General features: G+C 35.5%; 17 protein-coding genes and 1 pseudogene. 7 read left to right on the top strand and 11 right to left on the bottom strand.

Features of this window, described 5'->3' with window-relative positions; translation table 11 throughout:
- Positions 1 to 69: 69 nt before the first annotated feature.
- Together ES677_RS09855 and ES677_RS09850 are read right to left on the bottom strand one after the other, a co-directional pair.
- Positions 70 to 573 (bottom strand): c-type cytochrome, encoded by a 504-nt coding sequence (locus tag ES677_RS09855; protein ID WP_148369488.1) that lies wholly within the window; start codon positions 571 to 573, stop codon positions 70 to 72.
- 149 nt (positions 574 to 722) lie between these two features.
- A complete protein-coding gene (locus ES677_RS09850; RefSeq protein WP_246124465.1) occupies positions 723 to 1,238 on the bottom strand; it encodes an alpha-ketoglutarate decarboxylase in 516 nt (171 codons plus the stop codon).
- A 139-nt stretch (positions 1,239 to 1,377) separates the two neighbouring features.
- On the opposite strand from ES677_RS09850, the gene ES677_RS09845 reads away from it, so the two are divergent.
- On the top strand, positions 1,378 to 4,137 hold the full coding sequence (locus tag ES677_RS09845) for a 2-oxoglutarate dehydrogenase E1 component (RefSeq protein WP_148381147.1): 2,760 nt from the start codon (positions 1,378 to 1,380) through the stop codon (positions 4,135 to 4,137).
- Between the two features lie 54 nt (positions 4,138 to 4,191).
- Positions 4,192 to 5,448: a 2-oxoglutarate dehydrogenase complex dihydrolipoyllysine-residue succinyltransferase gene (odhB, locus tag ES677_RS09840; RefSeq protein ID WP_148369482.1), complete on the top strand. Its 1,257-nt coding sequence runs from the start codon at positions 4,192 to 4,194 to the stop codon at positions 5,446 to 5,448.
- 313 nt (positions 5,449 to 5,761) lie between these two features.
- Here odhB and ES677_RS09835 read toward each other — a convergent pair whose 3' ends face one another.
- A complete protein-coding gene (locus ES677_RS09835; protein WP_148381146.1) occupies positions 5,762 to 8,236 on the bottom strand; it encodes a ribonucleoside-diphosphate reductase subunit alpha in 2,475 nt (824 codons plus the stop codon).
- Positions 8,237 to 8,421: 185 nt separating this feature from the next.
- Positions 8,422 to 9,408, bottom strand: a complete 987-nt coding sequence (locus ES677_RS09830) for a ribonucleotide-diphosphate reductase subunit beta (protein WP_148369476.1) — start codon at positions 9,406 to 9,408, stop codon at positions 8,422 to 8,424.
- A 499-nt stretch (positions 9,409 to 9,907) separates the two neighbouring features.
- Here ES677_RS09830 and ES677_RS09825 point away from each other — a divergent pair, with 499 nt between their 5' ends.
- Both ES677_RS09825 and ES677_RS09820 read left to right on the top strand, forming a co-directional pair.
- Entirely contained in the window at positions 9,908 to 10,642 is a 735-nt protein-coding gene (locus ES677_RS09825) for a LytR/AlgR family response regulator transcription factor (protein ID WP_148369475.1), read from the top strand.
- Entirely contained in the window at positions 10,642 to 12,612 is a 1,971-nt protein-coding gene (locus tag ES677_RS09820; protein WP_148369473.1) for a tetratricopeptide repeat-containing sensor histidine kinase, read from the top strand. Before ES677_RS09825 ends, ES677_RS09820 begins: the two co-directional genes overlap by 1 nt.
- A 7-nt stretch (positions 12,613 to 12,619) precedes the next feature.
- On the opposite strand, the gene ES677_RS09815 is transcribed toward ES677_RS09820, so the two are convergent.
- Positions 12,620 to 13,189 carry a DUF3109 family protein gene (locus ES677_RS09815; protein WP_148369471.1) on the bottom strand — a complete coding sequence of 190 codons (570 nt, stop codon included), beginning with the start codon at positions 13,187 to 13,189 and terminating at the stop codon, positions 12,620 to 12,622.
- A gap of 146 nt (positions 13,190 to 13,335) precedes the next feature.
- Here ES677_RS09815 and ES677_RS09810 point away from each other — a divergent pair, with 146 nt between their 5' ends.
- From ES677_RS09810 to ES677_RS09800, 3 genes are read left to right on the top strand one after another with little or no spacing between them, the layout of a single operon-like run.
- Complete coding sequence (locus tag ES677_RS09810) at positions 13,336 to 13,917, top strand: MarC family protein (RefSeq protein WP_148369469.1); 582 nt, start codon at positions 13,336 to 13,338, stop codon at positions 13,915 to 13,917.
- Positions 13,918 to 13,926: 9 nt separating this feature from the next.
- The gene (locus ES677_RS09805; protein ID WP_148369467.1) at positions 13,927 to 14,124 is read left to right on the top strand and encodes a hypothetical protein; all 198 of its coding nucleotides are present in this window, start codon (positions 13,927 to 13,929) and stop codon (positions 14,122 to 14,124) included.
- Positions 14,124 to 14,726: an FAD-dependent oxidoreductase gene (locus ES677_RS09800; RefSeq protein WP_211357873.1), complete on the top strand. Its 603-nt coding sequence runs from the start codon at positions 14,124 to 14,126 to the stop codon at positions 14,724 to 14,726. Before ES677_RS09805 ends, ES677_RS09800 begins: the two co-directional genes overlap by 1 nt.
- A gap of 125 nt (positions 14,727 to 14,851) precedes the next feature.
- Here ES677_RS09800 and ES677_RS09795 read toward each other — a convergent pair whose 3' ends face one another.
- The 6 genes and pseudogenes from ES677_RS09795 to ES677_RS15305 form a co-directional block, all read right to left on the bottom strand.
- Positions 14,852 to 16,552, bottom strand: coding sequence for a S41 family peptidase (locus tag ES677_RS09795; RefSeq protein WP_148381144.1), 1,701 nt, complete (start codon positions 16,550 to 16,552; stop codon positions 14,852 to 14,854).
- Complete coding sequence (locus ES677_RS09790; RefSeq protein ID WP_148369461.1) at positions 16,552 to 16,980, bottom strand: deoxycytidylate deaminase; 429 nt, start codon at positions 16,978 to 16,980, stop codon at positions 16,552 to 16,554. Before ES677_RS09790 ends, ES677_RS09795 begins: the two co-directional genes overlap by 1 nt.
- A 201-nt stretch (positions 16,981 to 17,181) precedes the next feature.
- A complete protein-coding gene (locus ES677_RS09785; RefSeq protein ID WP_148381143.1) occupies positions 17,182 to 17,772 on the bottom strand; it encodes a HupE/UreJ family protein in 591 nt (196 codons plus the stop codon).
- Positions 17,773 to 18,001: 229 nt separating this feature from the next.
- Positions 18,002 to 18,145, bottom strand: a complete 144-nt coding sequence (locus tag ES677_RS15665; protein ID WP_246124463.1) for a hypothetical protein — start codon at positions 18,143 to 18,145, stop codon at positions 18,002 to 18,004.
- A complete protein-coding gene (locus tag ES677_RS09780; RefSeq protein WP_246124461.1) occupies positions 18,139 to 18,774 on the bottom strand; it encodes an SDR family NAD(P)-dependent oxidoreductase in 636 nt (211 codons plus the stop codon). Before ES677_RS09780 ends, ES677_RS15665 begins: the two co-directional genes overlap by 7 nt.
- 158 nt (positions 18,775 to 18,932) lie before the next feature.
- A pseudogene (locus ES677_RS15305) lies at positions 18,933 to 19,178 on the bottom strand (IS30 family transposase); the annotation flags it as partial.

Below are 19,178 nucleotides of genomic sequence, written 5' to 3'. Positions count from 1 at the left end.
AAAAATAAAGACTATAAAATCATGAAATGGCTTAAAAATTCCTTCTTATCGAAATTGCAAGTGTGTTACTTATTCTAGAGTTCTAAAATATTCTAAAACTGCTCTAGCATCTTTTTCAGTTAAACCTTGGTTAGCCATTGGAGAACCATTAAATTCCATTAATAACTCTTTTGCTAAAGGATCTCTTTGAGTCATTTCTTGTGGGTTCAAAATCATATTCATTACCCATTCTGGAGTTCTACGCTCTAAAATACCAGTTGGTGCTGGACCAATAAATTTTTTATCTATTCTATGACAAGCAGTACACATTTTTTTATAAACATCTGCCCCATGTGTCACCATCTTTTGATCTACAGGATTACTTAAATCTACAGATGTAATTGGGCCGATACCTTTATTGGCTAAATCTATTCTTTTTGATGCAGGAACATTTTCTTCTTTAGGTGTCGTCGTCTGTTCTGTTGGTTCTTTCTTAGGATAGGAGATTTTTTCTTTCTTCTTTTCTTCCTTGCCTCCACAACTCACAAGTAGTGTTACAAGCAATACGGTGATTAATTTTAGTGTTGTTTTCATTATTTATAAGTTTTATTAAACAAAAATAAAACTATGGAAAGACATATAACATGATAAATATCATATTAAAGGACAAATTTATCTTAAGTAACAAAAAAAGAGTTGTGAAGGTAAAAAATTACTTGGTATTTAGAGATGTCTTATTTTAGTTAGAAATAAACCCTAATAAATGGCATCCATGCGTTCGCATAAATACTTTTATCACCGTTATACAATACATTGCAGCGTATGCCAACAGTAACATTTTGCGTTCTATACCCAACGCCTAAAAACAAGGCTGGATACCAGTATTGGTCATTTTTAAATAGTGGGTTATCAAAGTTTCTCGTGACTAAAAACGCTTCAAATTCTGCCGATAATTGTAGCTCTTGAATGGGAGAAAACAAACCAATAAGGCTACTTCCAAAAACAGTCGCTTTATAAAAATTTTTCCGGTTCGTATATGTACCACTTAAACCAACCCCTAACCCAAACATTGGGTTAAACTCATAAATAGCACTTGGTGACACAGAGGCACTAAAAAAACCACTCTCAGTACTTAAACCTAAGCCCCCTCCAAACCGCACGCGATCCCAGAAATCAACAGTAGCGTCTATATGTGCAAATTGCGCGTTGGCCACCCCAAAAAAAAGAGAGAAACAAAACAAAAAAAATCGGTTTCTCAATGGAAAAGAAGTGTTTTTTATCATCGAAAAGGAATTAAAATAAAAAGATGTTATAAATATACTAAAAGGAGGTCTAATTTTGGTAATTATTGTATTTTTGATAAAATTTTGTTGAAGCGAACCCGTCTTAAATTTTATAATGGATAAATATTCCTTTTTAAACGCAGCACATACAGCATACTTTGCTGATTTATATGATCAATATTTAGAAAACCCCGATTCAGTTGAGCCTAGTTGGAGAGCCTTTTTTCAAGGTTACGATTTTGGTAGTGAAAACTACGGAATGGAAGGTAAGGCTGTTGAAAGTGTATCTACTAAAATCCCAGAACATGTCTTAAAAGAGTTCCAGGTCTTAAACTTAATACATGGCTACAGAACACGTGGTCATTTATTTACTAAAACAAACCCGGTAAGAGAGCGTAGAAAATATGCGCCAACCTTAGGAATAGAACACTTTGGTTTATCCCCTTCAGATTTAGAAACTAGTTTCGATGCTGGAGAAATGTTAGGTTATGGTGGCCCACAAACGCTACTAAAGATAATCGAACATTTAGAGCAAGTATACTGTCATTCTATTGGTGTGGAGTATATGTACATTCGTAGACCTGAAGAACTTAAATGGATTCAAGACAAACTTAATGTTGGTAACAATCAACCTAAGTTTTCTAACGATGAAAAAAAACATATTCTTAAAAAATTAAACGAAGCCGTTTCTTTTGAAACCTTTTTACACACAAAATATGTGGGACAAAAGCGTTTCTCTTTAGAAGGTGGTGAAACTTTAATTCCTGCCTTAGATGCTGTTATAGATAAAGCAGCCGAGTATGGTGTTAAAGAATTTGTAATGGGGATGTCTCACCGTGGACGATTAAGTACTCTTACAAACATTTTCGGAAAATCTGCTAAAGACATTTTTAATGAGTTTGATGGCAAAGATTACGAAGAGAAAGTATTCGATGGGGATGTTAAATACCACTTAGGTTGGACGAGTCATCGCGAATCAAAATCTGGAAAAGAAATATACTTAACCATTGCTCCTAACCCGTCTCATTTAGAAACAGTAGGAGCCGTTGTAGAAGGTATTGTAAGAGCAAAACAAGACCGATCTTATAAAGACGATTTTAGTAAAGTGCTCCCCATAATAGTGCATGGAGATGCCGCTATTGCAGGTCAAGGATTAGTTTACGAACTTATTCAGATGGCGCAATTAGATGGCTATAAAACCAATGGAACTATTCATATCGTTATAAATAATCAAATTGGTTTTACCACAAATTATTTAGATGCACGATCTAGCACCTATTGTACAGATGTTGGTAAAGTAACATTATCGCCAGTATTACACGTAAATGCCGACGATGCCGAAGCGGTTGTGCACGCTACATTATTTGCACTAGATTTTAGAATGAAATTTAAACGCGATGTATTTATTGATTTATTAGGCTATAGAAAATATGGCCATAATGAAGGAGATGAACCCCGCTTTACACAACCTAAGTTATATAAAGCAATTGCTAAACACGATAACCCGAGAGACATTTACACCGCTAAATTAAAAGCGAGTGGTCTTATCGACGATAATTATGTTAAGAACTTAGAAAAAATATACAAAGATGCTCTAGAAGAGAAATTAGTAGATTCTAGAAAAGAAGACAAAACTGTCATTACACCTTTTATGCACGAAACATGGAAAGATTTCGAACGCGTAGATGAGCATAAGATGATGGAAACTGTAGACACCACAACGAGTATTGAAAAACTAACAGAAATTACAAAAGTGATTTCTAATTTGCCTAAAGACAAAAAGTTTATTCGTAAAATTGAGCGTCTAATACAGTCTAGACAAAAAATGTTCGACGAGAATAGATTAGATTGGTCAATGGCCGAACATTTGGCATACGGAACCCTTTTAGACGAAGGTTACGATGTTAGAATTTCTGGCCAAGATGTGGAGAGAGGAACATTCTCTCACCGTCATGCCGTAGTAAAGGTTGAAGATAGCGAAGAAGAAATTTTATTACTTAACCAACTTAACGATAAACAAGGTCATTTCTATATTTATAATTCGTTACTTTCTGAGTACGGTGTTGTAGGTTTCGATTACGGTTACGCAATGGCAAGCCCGAATACATTAACCATTTGGGAAGCACAATTTGGAGATTTCAGTAATGGTGCACAAGTTATGTTGGACCAATACATCTCTGCTGCAGAAGATAAGTGGAAAACGCAAAACGGGTTAGTAATGTTACTGCCGCACGGATACGAAGGGCAAGGTGCAGAGCATTCTTCGGGAAGAATGGAGCGTTATTTACAATTATGTGCTAAAGACAATATGTATGTAGCCGATTGTACAACGCCTGAAAATATGTTTCATTTGTTAAGAAGACAAATGAAATCTAATTTTAGAAAACCACTTATTATATTTACGCCGAAAAGTTTATTACGTCATCCAAAATGTGTTTCTACAGTAGAAAGTTTCGCAAACGGTTCGTTTAAAACACTAATAGATGACGAGAATAGCGATGTAAATAAAATAAAAACATTAGTTTTACTAACAGGAAAGTTCTATTACGATCTTGATGAAGAGCGCGAAAATCTTAAAAGAGATGACGTTGCCTTGGTTAGAATCGAACAATTATTCCCGTTACCAATTAAAGCTATTAAAGCCATTTTATCAAAATATAAAAATGCAGACGATATTGTCTGGGCACAAGAAGAGCCTAAAAATATGGGAGCCTATAGCCATATGTTAATGCATTTGGACGACGCGAGAAACTTCAGATTGGCCTCAAGAAGACCATACGGAGCGCCAGCAGCTGGTAGCGCAGTACGATCGAAAGCGAGACATAAAGAGGTTATAGATTTTGTTTTTGATAAAACAAAAAACAATCAGAGATAAGTCTTTGAACGTATCGAAAAAAGTAAAATAAACAAAACATAAAATTACATTACGATGATTTTAGAAATGAAAGTACCTTCTCCTGGAGAATCTATTACAGAAGTTGAAATAGCAGAATGGTTAGTACAAGATGGTGATTATGTTGAAAAAGATCAAGCCATTGCCGAAGTAGATAGCGATAAGGCAACCTTAGAACTTCCTGCAGAAGCTAGTGGTATTATTACTTTAAAAGCTGAAGAAGGAGACGCGGTAGAAGTTGGGCAAGTGATCTGTTTAATAGACACAAGTGCTAGCGCACCAAAAGGCTCATCATCTGAAGCGCCATCAACATCTGAAGGTGCTGACGAAGACGGCGACGCCAACGCTAAAAAAGACCTTGCTAAAGCAAAAAAAGAAACCACTCCTAAAGCAGAAAACCCAGCAAAAGAAACGTATGCTTCTGGCGTTACAAGTCCTGCAGCTAGAAAAGTTTTAGCAGAAAAAGGAATGGATGCGAAGGCAGTTACTGGAACAGGTAAAGACGGACGTATTACTAAAGATGATGCTGTAAAAGCGGTACCTTCTATGGGAACCCCTTCTGGAGGAAATAGAAGTTCTCATAATAGTAAAATGTCTATGTTACGTCGTAAAGTAGCAGAGCGTTTAGTAGAAGCGAAAAATACAACGGCAATGTTAACGACGTTTAACGAAGTTGATATGACTCCCGTTTTTGAGCTAAGAAAAGAATATAAAGAAACCTTTAAAGCGAAGCACGGTGTTGGATTAGGATTTATGTCTTTCTTCACATTGGCAGTGGTAAGAGCTTTAAAAATGTACCCAGAGGTCAACTCTATGATCGACGGAAAAGAAATGTTAACTTACGATTTCGTAGATGTTAGTATTGCTGTTTCGGGTCCAAAAGGATTGATGGTACCCGTAATTAGAAACGCAGAAAACTTGTCGTTTAGAGGTGTTGAAGCTGAAGTAAAACGTTTAGCACTTAGAGCTAGAGATGGAAAAATCACTGTCGATGAAATGACAGGTGGTACGTTTACAATCTCTAATGGTGGTGTGTTTGGAAGTATGTTATCAACTCCAATTATAAACCCTCCTCAAAGTGGTATCTTAGGAATGCACAACATTGTTGAGCGCCCAGTTGCTATAGACGGACACGTTGAAATTAGACCTATTATGTATGTCGCGTTATCTTACGATCACAGAATTATTGATGGTAAAGTAAGTGTTGGTTTCTTAGTCGCTATTAAAGAGGCTTTAGAAAACCCAACTGAATTATTAATGGACAATGATATTAAAAGAGCATTAGAGCTATAGTATCTCTATTATATAAACTTAAAAAGCATCCTTTTCAGGATGCTTTTTTTTGTTAAGATAGTTCATAATCACTTTACTTGGGCTAACACAATAAAGTCGTGGGAATACATAAAATAGAGTTCCATAGGCCAAATGACTATTTGTGATACATTAGTGTTTTACTGCGATCGCGCCCACAATTTCAACACTTTATAACTTATTCACTCCATTTTGCACGCCTCTAAATGCATATTCACTCATCGTTACATTTCACTGTAAACAAAAAAAGCACCTTACATATATAAGGTGCTTTCTTCACTACTAAAATTAAAATTTACGAACCACACATTAAGCAATCGTCTTCATCGGCTTCTTTTGCTTGTGCTATTAGTGCTTTCATTTCTTCAGCCGACATCGGTTCTGTGTTTACTACTGTAGCTTTTTCTTTAGCAAGTTTAGTAGCAGTCTCTGCGGCTTGTTTTTGTTTTTGTTCTTCTGCAGCACTCGCCTTCACGGTTTGGGCTATAGGTGCTTCTTTTTTAGCTTTTGTTACGGTAAATTTCTTAGCATCTACTGCACTTTTAGTACGTAGGTAATACATTCCTGTCTTTAAGCCGCTCTTCCACGCGTAGAAGTGCATAGACGTTAATTTCGTCATTGTAGCCCCCTCTAAGAATAAGTTAAGTGATTGCGACTGGTCGATAAAATAACCACGTTGTCTGGACATATCGATAATGTCTTTCATACTCAACTCCCAAACCGTTTTGTATAATTCCTTAATATCATCAGGAATAATATCTACCTCTTGAATAGATCCATTTGCTCTCATGATTTCATTCTTTAACTCATCATTCCACAGTCCTAATTCTACTAAATCTTCTAGCAAATGTTTATTCACTACTATAAATTCACCAGATAATACACGACGCGTATAAATGTTAGATGTATATGGTTCGAAACATTCATTATTACCTAAAATTTGAGAAGTCGATGCTGTAGGCATTGGTGCTACTAATAACGAGTTACGCACGCCGTGCTCAAGTACTTGCTCACGTAATTTCGCCCAATCCCAACGACCGCTTAATTCTTCATCCTTAATTCCCCAGAGGTTGTATTGGAATTCCCCTTGACTAATTGGGCTCCCTTCGTACGATTGGTAAGGGCCATCTTGCTTTGCTTCTTCCACACTTGCGGTTAATGCCGCGTAGTAAAGTGTTTCAAAAATATCTTTATTTAGCTTTTTTGCTTTATCACTTGTAAATGGTAAACGCAATTTTATAAACGCATCCGCTAATCCTTGAACACCTAAACCTACTGGTCTATGACGTAAATTTGAATTTTCAGCTTCTTTTACAGGATAGTAATTTCTATCAATGACACGATTTAAGTTTTTAGTTACACGTTTTGTAATTCGGAACAATTCTTTATGATCAAATGCTCCGTCTTTAATAAACATTGGTAAAGCAATAGACGCTAAGTTACAAACAGCAACCTCATCTGGAGAAGTGTACTCCATAATCTCGGTGCATAAATTTGAAGAACGAATAGTTCCTAAATTCTTCTGATTAGATTTACGGTTCGCTGCATCTTTATACAACATATACGGCGTACCTGTTTCTATTTGAGATTCTAATATTTTCTCCCAAAGTTCTCTTGCTTTTATCGCTTTACGTCCCTTACCTTCACTTTCATATTTCGTGTACAAGGCTTCAAACTCTTCACTGTGTACATCGCATAATCCAGGGCACTCGTTAGGGCACATTAAAGTCCATTCGGCATTTTGTTCTACACGTTTCATAAACAAATCTGGCATCCACATCGCGTAGAACAGATCTCTAGCCCGTAATTCTTCGGCACCGTGATTTTTCTTTAAGTCTAAAAAACTCATAATATCGGCGTGCCAAGGCTCGATATACATAGCGAAACTTCCTTTACGTTTTCCACCACCTTGATCTACGTAACGTGCCGTATCGTTAAAGACTTTCAACATAGGCACAATACCGTTACTTGTACCATTTGTTCCAGCAATATAACTTCCTGTTGCACGCACATTATGAATGGACAAACCAATGCCTCCCGCCGATTGCGAAATTTTAGCTGTTTGCTTTAACGTATCGTAAATACCATCTATACTATCGTCTTTTACTGTTAATAAGAAACAAGACGACATTTGAGGCTTTGGTGTACCAGAGTTAAATAATGTTGGCGTAGCGTGTGTAAAGTACTTTTTAGACATTAACTCGTAAGTCTCGAGGGCGGAATCTAAATCGTTTAAATGAATTCCTAACGAAACACGCATTAACATGTGTTGCGGTCTTTCGACAATTTTACCATTTAATTTTAAAAGGTACGAACGCTCTAACGTTTTAAAGCCGAAATAATCGTAACTAAAATCACGGTTATAAATTATTGCAGAATCTAATTTTTCTTTATTTTCCTGAATTACATTATACACCTCATCTGATAATAAAGGGGAATGTTTTCCAGTTCTATCATTAACGTAAGTATACAAATCATGCATTACTTCGCTAAAGGTTTTCTTGGTGTTTTTATGCAAATTAGACACCGAAATACGTGCCGCTAAACGGGCGTAATCGGGGTGAGTCGTCGTCATTGTTGCCGCTTGCTCTGCCGCTAAATTGTCTAACTCGATGGTTGTAACGCCATCGTAAAGCCCTTCAATAACTCGCATAGCTACTTTTACGGGATCTACCAATTCATTTAAACCATAGCATAACTTTCTCACTCTAGCAGTGATTTTATCAAACATTATCGGTTCTTTCTTGCCATCTCTTTTTAATACAAACATACTTTACGATTTAGTTTTATTTCCCGACGCTTTTTTCAGAAAAAGGGTTTCTTAGTCCTCCTATTTAAATAATAAACTGGCTAACAGAGCGTTACTATTTAATAGTTTTTATTCAATGTGTAGCACATATGGTCTTTTATAGCCGATAAGCCTACTATATATTTTGTTGCACTGGCGTGTCGAAATTAAAAATCGAAGTCCATATTGTATTTATCTTCATCCTCGCCTTTATTAATATCCATAACTCCAGCTTTTTGATAATCTCCCACTCTTTTTTCGAAGAAGTTTGTCTTTCCTTGAAGAGAAATCATATCCATAAAATCGAACGGATTTGCAGTATTAAACTCTTTCTCACAACCTAAGTCGTCCAATAAACCATCGGTTACAAACTCTAAATACTGTGTCATTAATTTTGAATTCATCCCAATTAAACTCGCTGGTAACGATTCTGTAATAAACTCACGTTCTATATTAAGTGCATCGACAAGAATTTCTCTAATACGCGCTTTAGGCACTTTATTTACTAAGTGATTTTCGTGTAAGTGCACGGCAAAATCGCAATGCATACCTTCGTCCCTAGAAATTAACTCGTTAGAGAAGGTTAAACCTGGCATTAACCCACGTTTTTTCAACCAGAAAATAGAACAAAAAGATCCTGAAAAGAAGATTCCTTCTACGGCAGCAAATGCAATTAATCGTTCTGAGAAACTTGGTGATTCAATCCATTTTAAGGCCCATTCTGCTTTCTTTTTTATCGCTGGAAATGTTTCAATAGCGTTAAAAAGATTGGCTTTCTCAGCATCATCTTTTACATATGTATCTATTAATAATGAATACGTTTCACTGTGAATATTCTCCATCATAATTTGAAAACCGTAGAAGAATTTTGCTTCACTATATTGCACTTCGTTAACAAAGTTTTCTGCTAAATTTTCATTTACAATACCATCACTAGCCGCAAAAAAAGCAAGAATATGTTTTATAAAATAACGCTCGTCGTCGTTTAATTTGTTCGTCCAATCTGAGAGATCTTGATGCAAATCAATCTCCTCTGCCGTCCAGATACTCGCTTGCGACTTTTTGTACCATTCCCACAGATCGTGATGTTCTATTGGAAAAATTACAAATCTATCTTTATTTTCTTGTAATATTGGTTCGAGTTCTTGAGACATTTTATTGGAGATTTTAAAAACTATTAGACGTAAATTTAATTATTCTTGGGACTAGCAAAGATTGAAAATTACAACTGATTTTAAAAGGTAATTAACGTTAAAACATAAGAAGTTTTAAACATTGATTGTTGAAATGTAGGTCTACAAGCGGGATTTATTGAGGTACGTGCGTTTTTAAAATATTATGCAAAAAAAACTATAAATTGTAATTTTTTTAAGGTAAATATAGGGCAAAAACACTAGTCGTTATTATTGAATACGTTAGCCTTATCGCAAGGCTTTTTCAGAGGGAAACACGTCTCAAATAATCGCATATTCCCTCCCTATTTTGACACCCATTTGAGGGGTGATTTCCAATATTTGTAATGGGCTTTACAAATTTTAGCGTTTTAAAACGCTAGCGACCGACTAATCATACATTTTTTTTAGCCCATTATACATAAAAACTAAAAGTCTCAATTATTAATTTTATATTTAAGTACAAATATTTTTTAATAAAATGCTGAAAGCAGTTATTGTTGATGACGAACCAAAAGCAATCGAAGGGTTAACTTGGGAACTTAAAAATTATAGCTCCGAAATAGAAATTATAAAAACGTTTTCTATTCCGGAAGAGGCGCTGCTATATCTAAAAACCGTTAAACCAGATTGTCTGTTTTTAGACATACAAATGCCAACGATGGATGGTTTTCAGTTTTTAGAGCACCTCGATTCTAAAAATATTGCCATAATTATTACTTCGGCTTATGACGAATATGGCATTAAAGCTTTAAAAAAGGAGGTTTTAGATTATTTGCTAAAGCCAGTAGATGCCGATGACTTAAAAGAAACCATTGCGAAAATAAGAAAATTTAAAAAGCGAATCTCGACGACCGATAAGATTGAAGATATTCTCATTAATTTCACCACTAATACTAACAAAAAGAAAATAACCATTAATGCCGATGGCAAATTATTATTTATAAATCTAGACGATATTCTTTTTGTCGAGTCCGACGGAAATTACAGCACCCTATTTTTAGCCAACAATCAAAAACTAGTCATAACAAAAAAATTAAAAGAAGTGAATACGCTTCTTCCTGAAGATAGTTTCTTCAGAATACACAATTCCTTTATTGTAAATATGGGTAAGATTAAAGAATACATAAAAACGGAAGGTTACGTGGTTATGGAAAGTAATCATAGAATCCCAGTGGCTAGACAACGCAAATCGGATTTTTTAGAGAAACTGTAATGGCACATAATCGCTTCATCCTTAATTTGTTTAACAAGAGACCCGCTCTTTTTGTCTTCTTTTTTCTTGTCTCATTTAGTGGATTTCCGCAACAGCAATCACAAAATTTTTTAGCGATTGCAGATAGTATTATAACTGTAAATCATAAAACGTATAACGCTTTGGATTATGCGATTTACAAAAACAAATACGACACCCTAAAAATGAAAATGTTCTTAGCCAAAAGTTTAGAAAAAAACTATCCCCAGGGCGAAGTTTACGCTTACATTATGCTGGGAAATCAATACAGAAATAAGTCGTTGTTTAAAACATCTAAAAACTTCTTAAACCAAGCTCTTATCATTTCTAAGCAGAAAGGACTCATAGAGTTCCATATTGTAAGTCTTAACATGCTCGGGGTGGTAGAGCGCCGATTAGATAATATTAAAAGTGCATTGGGATACCACCAAGACGCCCTAAAGCTTGCCGAACAGCAACCCATTAAAACAAAAAGCCTTCAAAAAAGTATTGCCGTATGCCATAACAGTATTGGAAATATTTACCTCAGCTTAAAACAATACGATTTAGCATTAGAAGAATTTAATAGTTCCTTAGAAATTGAAATGGCCACAAATAACAGCCTCGGTTTAGCTATAAATTACCATAATATTGGTGCTATTTACGAAGCCCAAAACAAACTAAATGCAGCCTTAAAAAACTATAAAATCTCATTACAATATAACGAAAAGATAAATTCTAATGTGGGGCGCGTTATTTGCAATACGAGTATTGGCTCTGTCTACGTAAAACAGAACAATCCAGAAGCCGCCCTAAAAATTATAGAACCGACCATTGCTCTAGCCGAAAAAAATCAAGATCAGTTTTATATTGCTTTTACGTATATTACTTTAGGATGGGCTCATAGTAAATTAAACCATTTAGAGCTTGCAGAAACGTGGCTAACAAAAGGACTAAACGTTGCTATTAAATACGAATTAAAATCGTCTATCTCTAGTGCATATTTACACTTGTCAGAATTAAATGAGAAAAAAAACAACTATGAACTGGCTTTAACACATTACAAAAAAGCGATCGAACTCAATAAAAATATTCTCAGTGAAAAGAATGCCCAGTTTGTAAGCTCTTTAAGACTGCACTATGAAACAGAGAAAAAAAACAGCCAAATACAGTCGTTAGCCATAGAGAATGAAATCGTAAAGTTACGATTGGATAAAAATAACAAAATGGGACTTTTATTGCTCTCTGTATTATTACTTCTAGGCGTGGCGTTGTTCTTTCTTTACAGACACCGCGAACTTAAAAGCGAAAAAATGATTTTAACTTTAGAGCAAGATATGCTTAGAAATCAAATGAATCCGCATTTTATATTCAATTCTTTAAACTCGATAAAATTGTATATTATAAATAACGAGAAAGAAAAAGCGATCTATTATTTAACTAAATTCTCTAAGTTTATTCGAAAAATACTGGTCGCTTCTACCGAAAAACAAATCTCTATAGCTGAAGAATTAGAAACGATGAGCCTATATATGAATATTGAAAATATTCGGTTTTCTAACCACATTAAATATACTACCGTAATAGATCCTTCTATAGACATAGATAATGTAAAGCTCCCGTCTCTAGTGCTTCAGCCTTTTTTAGAAAACGCATTATGGCACGGCCTATCACCAAAAAAGGAAGACAAAAGCATTACGGTACATGTTTATAAATCGAAGAAAAAGTTTGTTACTATTTCTATTTCCGATAATGGTATTGGCCGAAAAGCATCGGAGGCCATTAAAGAAAATAAGGTGTTAAAACGAAAATCGTTGGGAATTGAAATCACTAAAAAACGACTTGAAAATTTCTCGAAACGTTACACGCATTCTTACACCATAACTATTGAAGATTTATACGACAACGATGCACCTTCCGGCACAAAAGTAACATTGAACATTCCCACTAAAGCTATAAAAAAGTTACGATAGACTACCGTTAACGATTAAAAGTAGCGGCCACCTTTTCAAGGTCGGCATACCAACTTTCACCATATTTTCTAATAAGCGCATCCTTTACGAATTTATACACCGGTACTTGAAGCTCTTTTCCTAAAGAACAGGCATCGTCGCAAATGCTCCACTTCTCGTAATTAACAGCAGAAAACTCACTATATTCTTTAATTCTAACGGGATATAGATGACACGATACTGGCTTTTTCCAATTCGTTTCACCTTTGTTGTTTGCTTCTTCTAGGGCACATAAAGCGGTGTTCTTTTCATCGAAAATAACATAGGCACAATCGGCACCATCAATAAGTGGAGTTTCAAACTCGCCAGATTCTGTGGTTGTAAAAGTTCCTTGCGCTTCTATAGCGTCAATTCCGACCTGTCTTAAAAAGGGCTTCACTTTTGGATACACATCTTCTAAAATCTGCGTTTCCTCCTTCGTTAAAGGCGCACCTGCGTCTCCATCTACACAACACGCTCCTTTACATGCTGATAAATTACAAACAAAATCATTTTCTATTATAGCTTCCGAAACTATGGTTTTTCCCAACTGGAACATACATTGCAAGTGTTAAATAAGCTGCAAATATAATACTTAATTGAAGGAGTTTAGAGAGAATAAGAAACTCTTTAATTTTATGTTTTTGTAGTATGAAATATAATTTTATTAGATTAATTTTGCGCAAATTTTAAAAGTGACTCAAAATGGGATTAAATTTCAAGGAAATATTTACAGCCTTTATGATATTATTTGCTGTTATAGATATTGTAGGTAATATTCCTATTATTATAGATTTAAGAAAAAAGGTTGGTCATATTCAAAGTGAAAAAGCCTCTATTATAGCTGGTATTATTTTAGTCTCTTTCTTATTTCTAGGAAAAAGTATTTTAAATCTTATCGGTATCGACGTGAGTTCGTTTGCCGTTGCTGGTTCGTTCATCTTATTTTTTATTGCTTTAGAAATGATTCTAGGCATTACCCTATATAAGGATGATGCTTCCAGCCCAATGACCGCTTCTGTATTTCCCTTAGCTTTTCCTTTAATTGCAGGGCCCGGAAGTTTAACCACTTTATTATCTTTACGTGCCGAGTTTAGCATTCAAAATATAATTGTAGCCGTTATTTTAAACGTTATTGTTATTTATATCGTTTTAAAAACGTCTAAGAGAATTGAAAGTATTATTGGCCCCAACGGAATTAGTATTATTAGAAAAGTATTTGGCGTTATTTTATTAGCGATTGCAGTAAAATTATTTGCGCACAACATTAAGGTTCTTTTTGCTTAAATTTACATTATGAAAATTTTTACTTATATTTTATCGGCAATAGCTATTGCATTACTCATTTTTAATGTCACTAAATTAGATTTCGACAGTCTTTTTGAAGGCGAAAGCGTTGTGGCTTTAATTACCATTTTCGCATCGTTATGTGCTTTGGCGTTATTACAAATTTTACGCATTTCTAAAGCTATAGAAAAAAAATCGCGAAAATAATGTTAGACACTTTAATAATTGGCGGTGGTGCTGCGGGATTATCATGTGCTTTAGTTTTGGGCTCTGGATTACAAAAGCCGTTTGCTGAAGACAAAAAAGTAACCATTATAACACACCAAAAAGCATCGCATTTACAAAATGCTTTATTTAATAATGTTTTAGGTTTAAAACCAGGAACTACGGGTGCTTCTTTATTATCTGAAGGCAAACAACAACTTGCCGACTTATACCCGGAAGTACAACAGATTGAGGGTGAGAAAGTCATTGAAATAGCCAAAAAAAATGACACTTTTGTGGTGACGACAAATAAAAACACCTATGCTACCAAAATTGTAGTTATTGCCGTTGGTTACACCAATTTAATCACGATTAAAGGTTTAGAGTCTTATATAAAAGCGCATCCTAAGACAGCAATTTCTAAAGACCGCATCTGGCTAGAAAACACAAATCATTTAATGGAAAATGGATTGTACGTTGCAGGGACGTTAGCTGGTTGGAGAAGTCAGTTTGCTATAGCAGCAGGAAGCGGTGCTCATGTAGCCACCGATATTTTAACGCTTTGGAACCAAGGAAAGCACACTAAAATACACGATAAAGTGTAACCATTTAGGATTCCATATATATAAAATTGAAATTGCCACATAACGCAAACCTTATCCCTGTTTAATTCGCATTAAAACAGACCGTTAAACTACCGTAGCACCTGCTATCTTAATATCTTATAATATTAATCATTACTTAACTGGTCGATAATTTGCGCCTCTGTTTGTGTGGGTACGGCATTATTATTCTCTACTTCAGAATCTTCAGTAGTTTCTATAGGTGCTGCATCTTTTTTGATAACGCCCGCGCTAAGATGTATTATTTTTTCAATCATAATATCGCGCTGGTTAAGCACTTCCTCAAAAGCACCGGTACCATATAATTGTTCGGCGATTGCTGCTTTTATATACTGCTTAATCTCACTTTTATAGGTGACAAAAATAATATTGGTTCGTCCCTTTACTTCTAGGTATTCTTTAAATTCTTCAATCACCGCATCATCTACCTCATGAAAGGTAATAAAATCCTTTCTAGACAGGTTCGCATACGCCTCGCGATCGTGTTCTAAATGCTCGAATGCAAAATTATTAATAAATCCGCGACGGTATAAATACACGATGGTTTCGTTATTCATCGCGCGGTCTATGGGTACAAAAACATCAGGAATAATACCACCACCACCATACACAATATTTCCTTTTGGTGTTGTAAATTTTAAAGAATCGGCGACCTCAATTTTAGAGGCATCAAACAATTCGCCACTTTCAATTCTTGCGTAATAATCGTCAAAATAATCGCTATTGCCTGTATCGTACGCTCGTTGTATAGAACGCCCAGTTGGTGTGTAATATCGCGCTACTGTTAACCGCACCGCACTGCCATCGCCCAATTGCATTTCGCGTTGCACTAAACCCTTTCCGTACGAGCGTCGGCCTACAATAACACCTTTGTCATTATCTTGCAAAGCCCCTGCTACAATCTCACTTGCCGAGGCCGAGTTTTCGTCAATAAGCACGTAAACCTTTCCTTTTTCAAACGATCCTCGAGTCGTAGCATAGTTTCTATCAATTTGTCCGCTTTTATTCTTTGTAAATAAAATTAGTGTTTCATCTTCTAGAAATTCATCAATAATTTTTTCAGCAATTCCTAAAAAGCCTCCTGGATTTGCACGTAAATCTAAAGCCAATTCGGTAGCACCAAGCGCTTGGAGTTTATTTAATTCTTTTTTAAATTCTTTATAAGTAGACTCGGCAAACCTATTAATTTTTATGTAGCCCAAACTATCGCCAAGCATGTAGGCCGCATCGACACTTTTAATAGGTATGTGCCCGCGTGTAACCGTAAACGCTAAAGGTTTGCTACTACCGCGACGCACCACTTCGAGATTTACTTTAGTATCTATTAAGCCTTTTAGCTTTTTTACCAAATCACCATTGTTTAAATCACGACCAAATAACGAATCACCATTAGCCGTAATAATACGGTCGCCCGCCATTAACCCCGCTTTTTCACTAGGCCCATCTTCAATAGTTCTAATTACAGTAATAGTATCGTTGTAGGTATAAAAACTAATGCCGATACCAACAAAATCACCTTTCATATTTTCGGTAACCTCCTGCATTTCATCTTTAGGAATATAAACCGAATGCGGATCTAGATTATCTAAGATCTCATTTACGGTAACATCCACAATGCTATCGGTATTTACATCATCGACATACTCGTAATCAATGTAATCTATAAGTCTATTTAATTTATCTTTTTTACTACTGGACGTAAATAAGCGATCGGAAGTATCGGTAAAATTTAATTTACCTCCAATTAAAATACCAACCGCAATAGCAGATCCTAAAATCAGTGGCCAGTATTTTTTTTTCATTTTCATTAGGCTTCTAACTCTTGTATTTGTTGTACTTCGATCCCCGCTTTTTCTAAGAAACGCAAGCCAGAATCGTCTTTATAACCGCCTTGATACACCACTCTCACAATTCCTGCTTGATGAATAAGTTTACTGCATTCTTTGCACGGTGATAACGTAATATACAATGTTGCCCCTTTACACGATTGTGTAGACGACGCCACTTTTAAAATTGCATTAGCCTCGGCGTGCAGCACGTACCATTTGGTATATCCGTCTTCATCTTCGCAAAAATTCTCGAAACCTGTGGGCGTACCGTTAAATCCGTCTGAGATTATCATTCTATCTTTAACAATAACCGCACCAACTTGTTTGCGCTCGCAGAACGATAACTTCCCCCATTCTTTGGCGATTCTAAGATACGCTTTATCGTACTTTAATTTTTTATGTGGCATAGACTATTTTAAAAGTATTTTGGGCGTATTTTTAGCAGAAAAAGCTAAAAACCAAGCTTTCGGTAGTCGCTTTTTTTAGAAAATAAAAAAGAGCTCCAACAATACCTCAATCTCTTACGCGTAACTATACCACGAAGATAGTAGGTTCGCTATATAATTACCATACAATTAAAAAAGATTTATGAAAAATAATTTAAACAGTTAGCCTAGTAACTCACTGTCAATTAGCATCGGAATCACTAAACCAACCACAATAGCAGATAGCACCATAACCCAATCACGTTTTGAAAACCTAAAAATGGTTTGTATTAGATACCCTATAAACAGGACTAAAAAGACAATAATAATCTGCGCCAATTCAATACCCAACGCAAATTCTAACATAACTAGAAACTTGTTATCCTTTGGACCGATTAGCATTTGCAATTCTCTCGCAAAGCCAAAGCCGTGTACCAAACCAAAAAACAAGGTCGAAAAAAACAAAATACCAACTTTCTCTTTTTGCGCGCCTTTACCTGCTGTAAACACATTAAATAATGCGATAATAAGAATACTTAATGGAATTAAAAATTCGACAATAGGCACCCCTACTCTCACTGCGCCATAAGTCGCCAATAATAGAGACATCGTATGGCCCACTGTAAAAACAGTAACCAGCATAAACACGCGTTTCCAGTCCTTAAACATATACGGAACCGTTAATACGATTAAAAATAATACGTGGTCGTAAGCGTTAATATCCAAAACATGGTTCATACCATATTGCACATTAAACCAAAATTCTTCTAGCATAACAATTCTCTTAATTTGGGTAGGTTTCAAATATACATAAAAAACAAAAACGGCACCTTTATGTTACCGTTTTTGTTCTCTACCTAAAAAAGCTTCCGTTTGTCGCTTCCATTTAAAACAGTTTCGGTGTTGTATTCACTTTCAGAATTTCAGAACACCACAACGCAACGCACTACTTTCAGCCTTACAATTATTACCTTTAAAAGCGGGTCGTCTAATTACGAACGTATTATTCTAAAACCTGCTCTCCACCACCGTTTACAAAAATAGTTTGTCCGCTTACCCACTCAGAAATCGGTGCTGCAAAGTATAACATAGCACCCGCAATATCATCGGTATAACCAAGACGTTTAATTAGCGTATGTTTTAGCATTGTTTTTCAATTTCTGGAGTCAACACACTTTCTAAAGCAGCCGTTCGTGTTGCCCCAGGACCTACAGCATTAATACGTACTTCCGGACCAAAATCGTGAGCTAGATTAGCCACCGTATGGTTTACCGCAGCCTTAAACCCCGCGTAGCCACTCATATTCGGACTCTTATTTATACTAGACATTGACGTTGTAAACACGATAGAACCGTAACCGTCTTTTTTCATATGCGGCACTGCCATTTGGCATAATCTCCAACCACTAAAAACGTTGAGTTCGTAGTCGCATTTAATATCATCTACAGATATTTTAGACGGATTTTCTCTTCCACCACCACCACCTCCGGCGTTATTAATTAAAATATGAATACCGCCTAATTCCTTAACCGTTGTCTCTACCAAGTTTACCAACTCTTCATCTTTTAACACATTACAAGATACGGCAATAGCTTTAACACCAAGCGCCTCAATCTCTTTTACCGCTTTCTTAGCATCCTCAAGATTAAAATCGCCTATCGCTATATTAGCGCCATGTTTTGCTAACATTAAAGCGGTTGCTTTTCCTATTCCGTTTGCACCACCGGTAACGATCGCTACTTTTCCTTTTAAATTAAATAAATCTGTTGTCTTCATACTCTTCTTATATTTTTTTATCACCTATTTTATTATCTCAATTTTAGGTGTAATAGACAAAATGGTTGGTAAAAACTCCCTTACCACTTATGTTTATTAGCTTTGAACCAAATCAAAGGTTTTGAATAAAAAAAATGTAAATTTTATGATAGCTGAGTTCAACCCATAAGTGCAACACACTTATTATTTAGGACTTCAATAGGGTTATTATAATTAAACTTTCTAATTGGTCTGTAATTTAGCAATTTTTCTACTTCTTTTATTCTCTTGACTGAGACTTCTCTAAGGTCTGTTTTCTTTGGAAAAAACCTCCTTATAACACCTATTCTATTTTCGACAGTTCCTTTATCCTGAGAGGTATATGGTCGTGTAAAATATGTTTTCGCATTGACATCTTTTGCTAT

The sequence above is a fragment of the Bizionia gelidisalsuginis genome (genome assembly GCF_008086185.1).
GTDB lineage: Bacteria > Bacteroidota > Bacteroidia > Flavobacteriales > Flavobacteriaceae > Bizionia > Bizionia saleffrena.
This window is presented reverse-complemented; position numbering and strand designations above follow the sequence as displayed.

Excerpts from the sequence above, each read along its gene's own strand:
- ES677_RS09785 (WP_148381143.1), bottom strand. The coding sequence starts at position 17,772 with ATGCTAGAAGAATTTTGGTTTAATGTGCAATATGGTATGAACCATGTT.
- ES677_RS09780 (WP_246124461.1), bottom strand. The coding sequence starts at position 18,774 with ATGAAGACAACAGATTTATTTAATTTAAAAGGAAAAGTAGCGATCGTT.
- ES677_RS15665 (WP_246124463.1), bottom strand. The coding sequence starts at position 18,145 with ATGCTAAAACATACGCTAATTAAACGTCTTGGTTATACCGATGATATT.
- ES677_RS09830 (WP_148369476.1), bottom strand. The coding sequence starts at position 9,408 with ATGTCTCAAGAACTCGAACCAATATTACAAGAAAATAAAGATAGATTT.
- ES677_RS09845 (WP_148381147.1), top strand. The coding sequence starts at position 1,378 with ATGGATAAATATTCCTTTTTAAACGCAGCACATACAGCATACTTTGCT.
- ES677_RS09815 (WP_148369471.1), bottom strand. The coding sequence starts at position 13,189 with ATGTTCCAGTTGGGAAAAACCATAGTTTCGGAAGCTATAATAGAAAAT.
- ES677_RS09835 (WP_148381146.1), bottom strand. The coding sequence starts at position 8,236 with ATGTTTGTATTAAAAAGAGATGGCAAGAAAGAACCGATAATGTTTGAT.
- ES677_RS09805 (WP_148369467.1), top strand. The coding sequence starts at position 13,927 with ATGAAAATTTTTACTTATATTTTATCGGCAATAGCTATTGCATTACTC.
- ES677_RS09800 (WP_211357873.1), top strand. The coding sequence starts at position 14,124 with ATGTTAGACACTTTAATAATTGGCGGTGGTGCTGCGGGATTATCATGT.
- odhB (WP_148369482.1), top strand. The coding sequence starts at position 4,192 with ATGATTTTAGAAATGAAAGTACCTTCTCCTGGAGAATCTATTACAGAA.
- ES677_RS09795 (WP_148381144.1), bottom strand. The coding sequence starts at position 16,552 with ATGAAAATGAAAAAAAAATACTGGCCACTGATTTTAGGATCTGCTATT.
- ES677_RS09790 (WP_148369461.1), bottom strand. The coding sequence starts at position 16,980 with ATGCCACATAAAAAATTAAAGTACGATAAAGCGTATCTTAGAATCGCC.
- ES677_RS09825 (WP_148369475.1), top strand. The coding sequence starts at position 9,908 with ATGCTGAAAGCAGTTATTGTTGATGACGAACCAAAAGCAATCGAAGGG.
- ES677_RS09820 (WP_148369473.1), top strand. The coding sequence starts at position 10,642 with ATGGCACATAATCGCTTCATCCTTAATTTGTTTAACAAGAGACCCGCT.
- ES677_RS09855 (WP_148369488.1), bottom strand. The coding sequence starts at position 573 with ATGAAAACAACACTAAAATTAATCACCGTATTGCTTGTAACACTACTT.
- ES677_RS09810 (WP_148369469.1), top strand. The coding sequence starts at position 13,336 with ATGGGATTAAATTTCAAGGAAATATTTACAGCCTTTATGATATTATTT.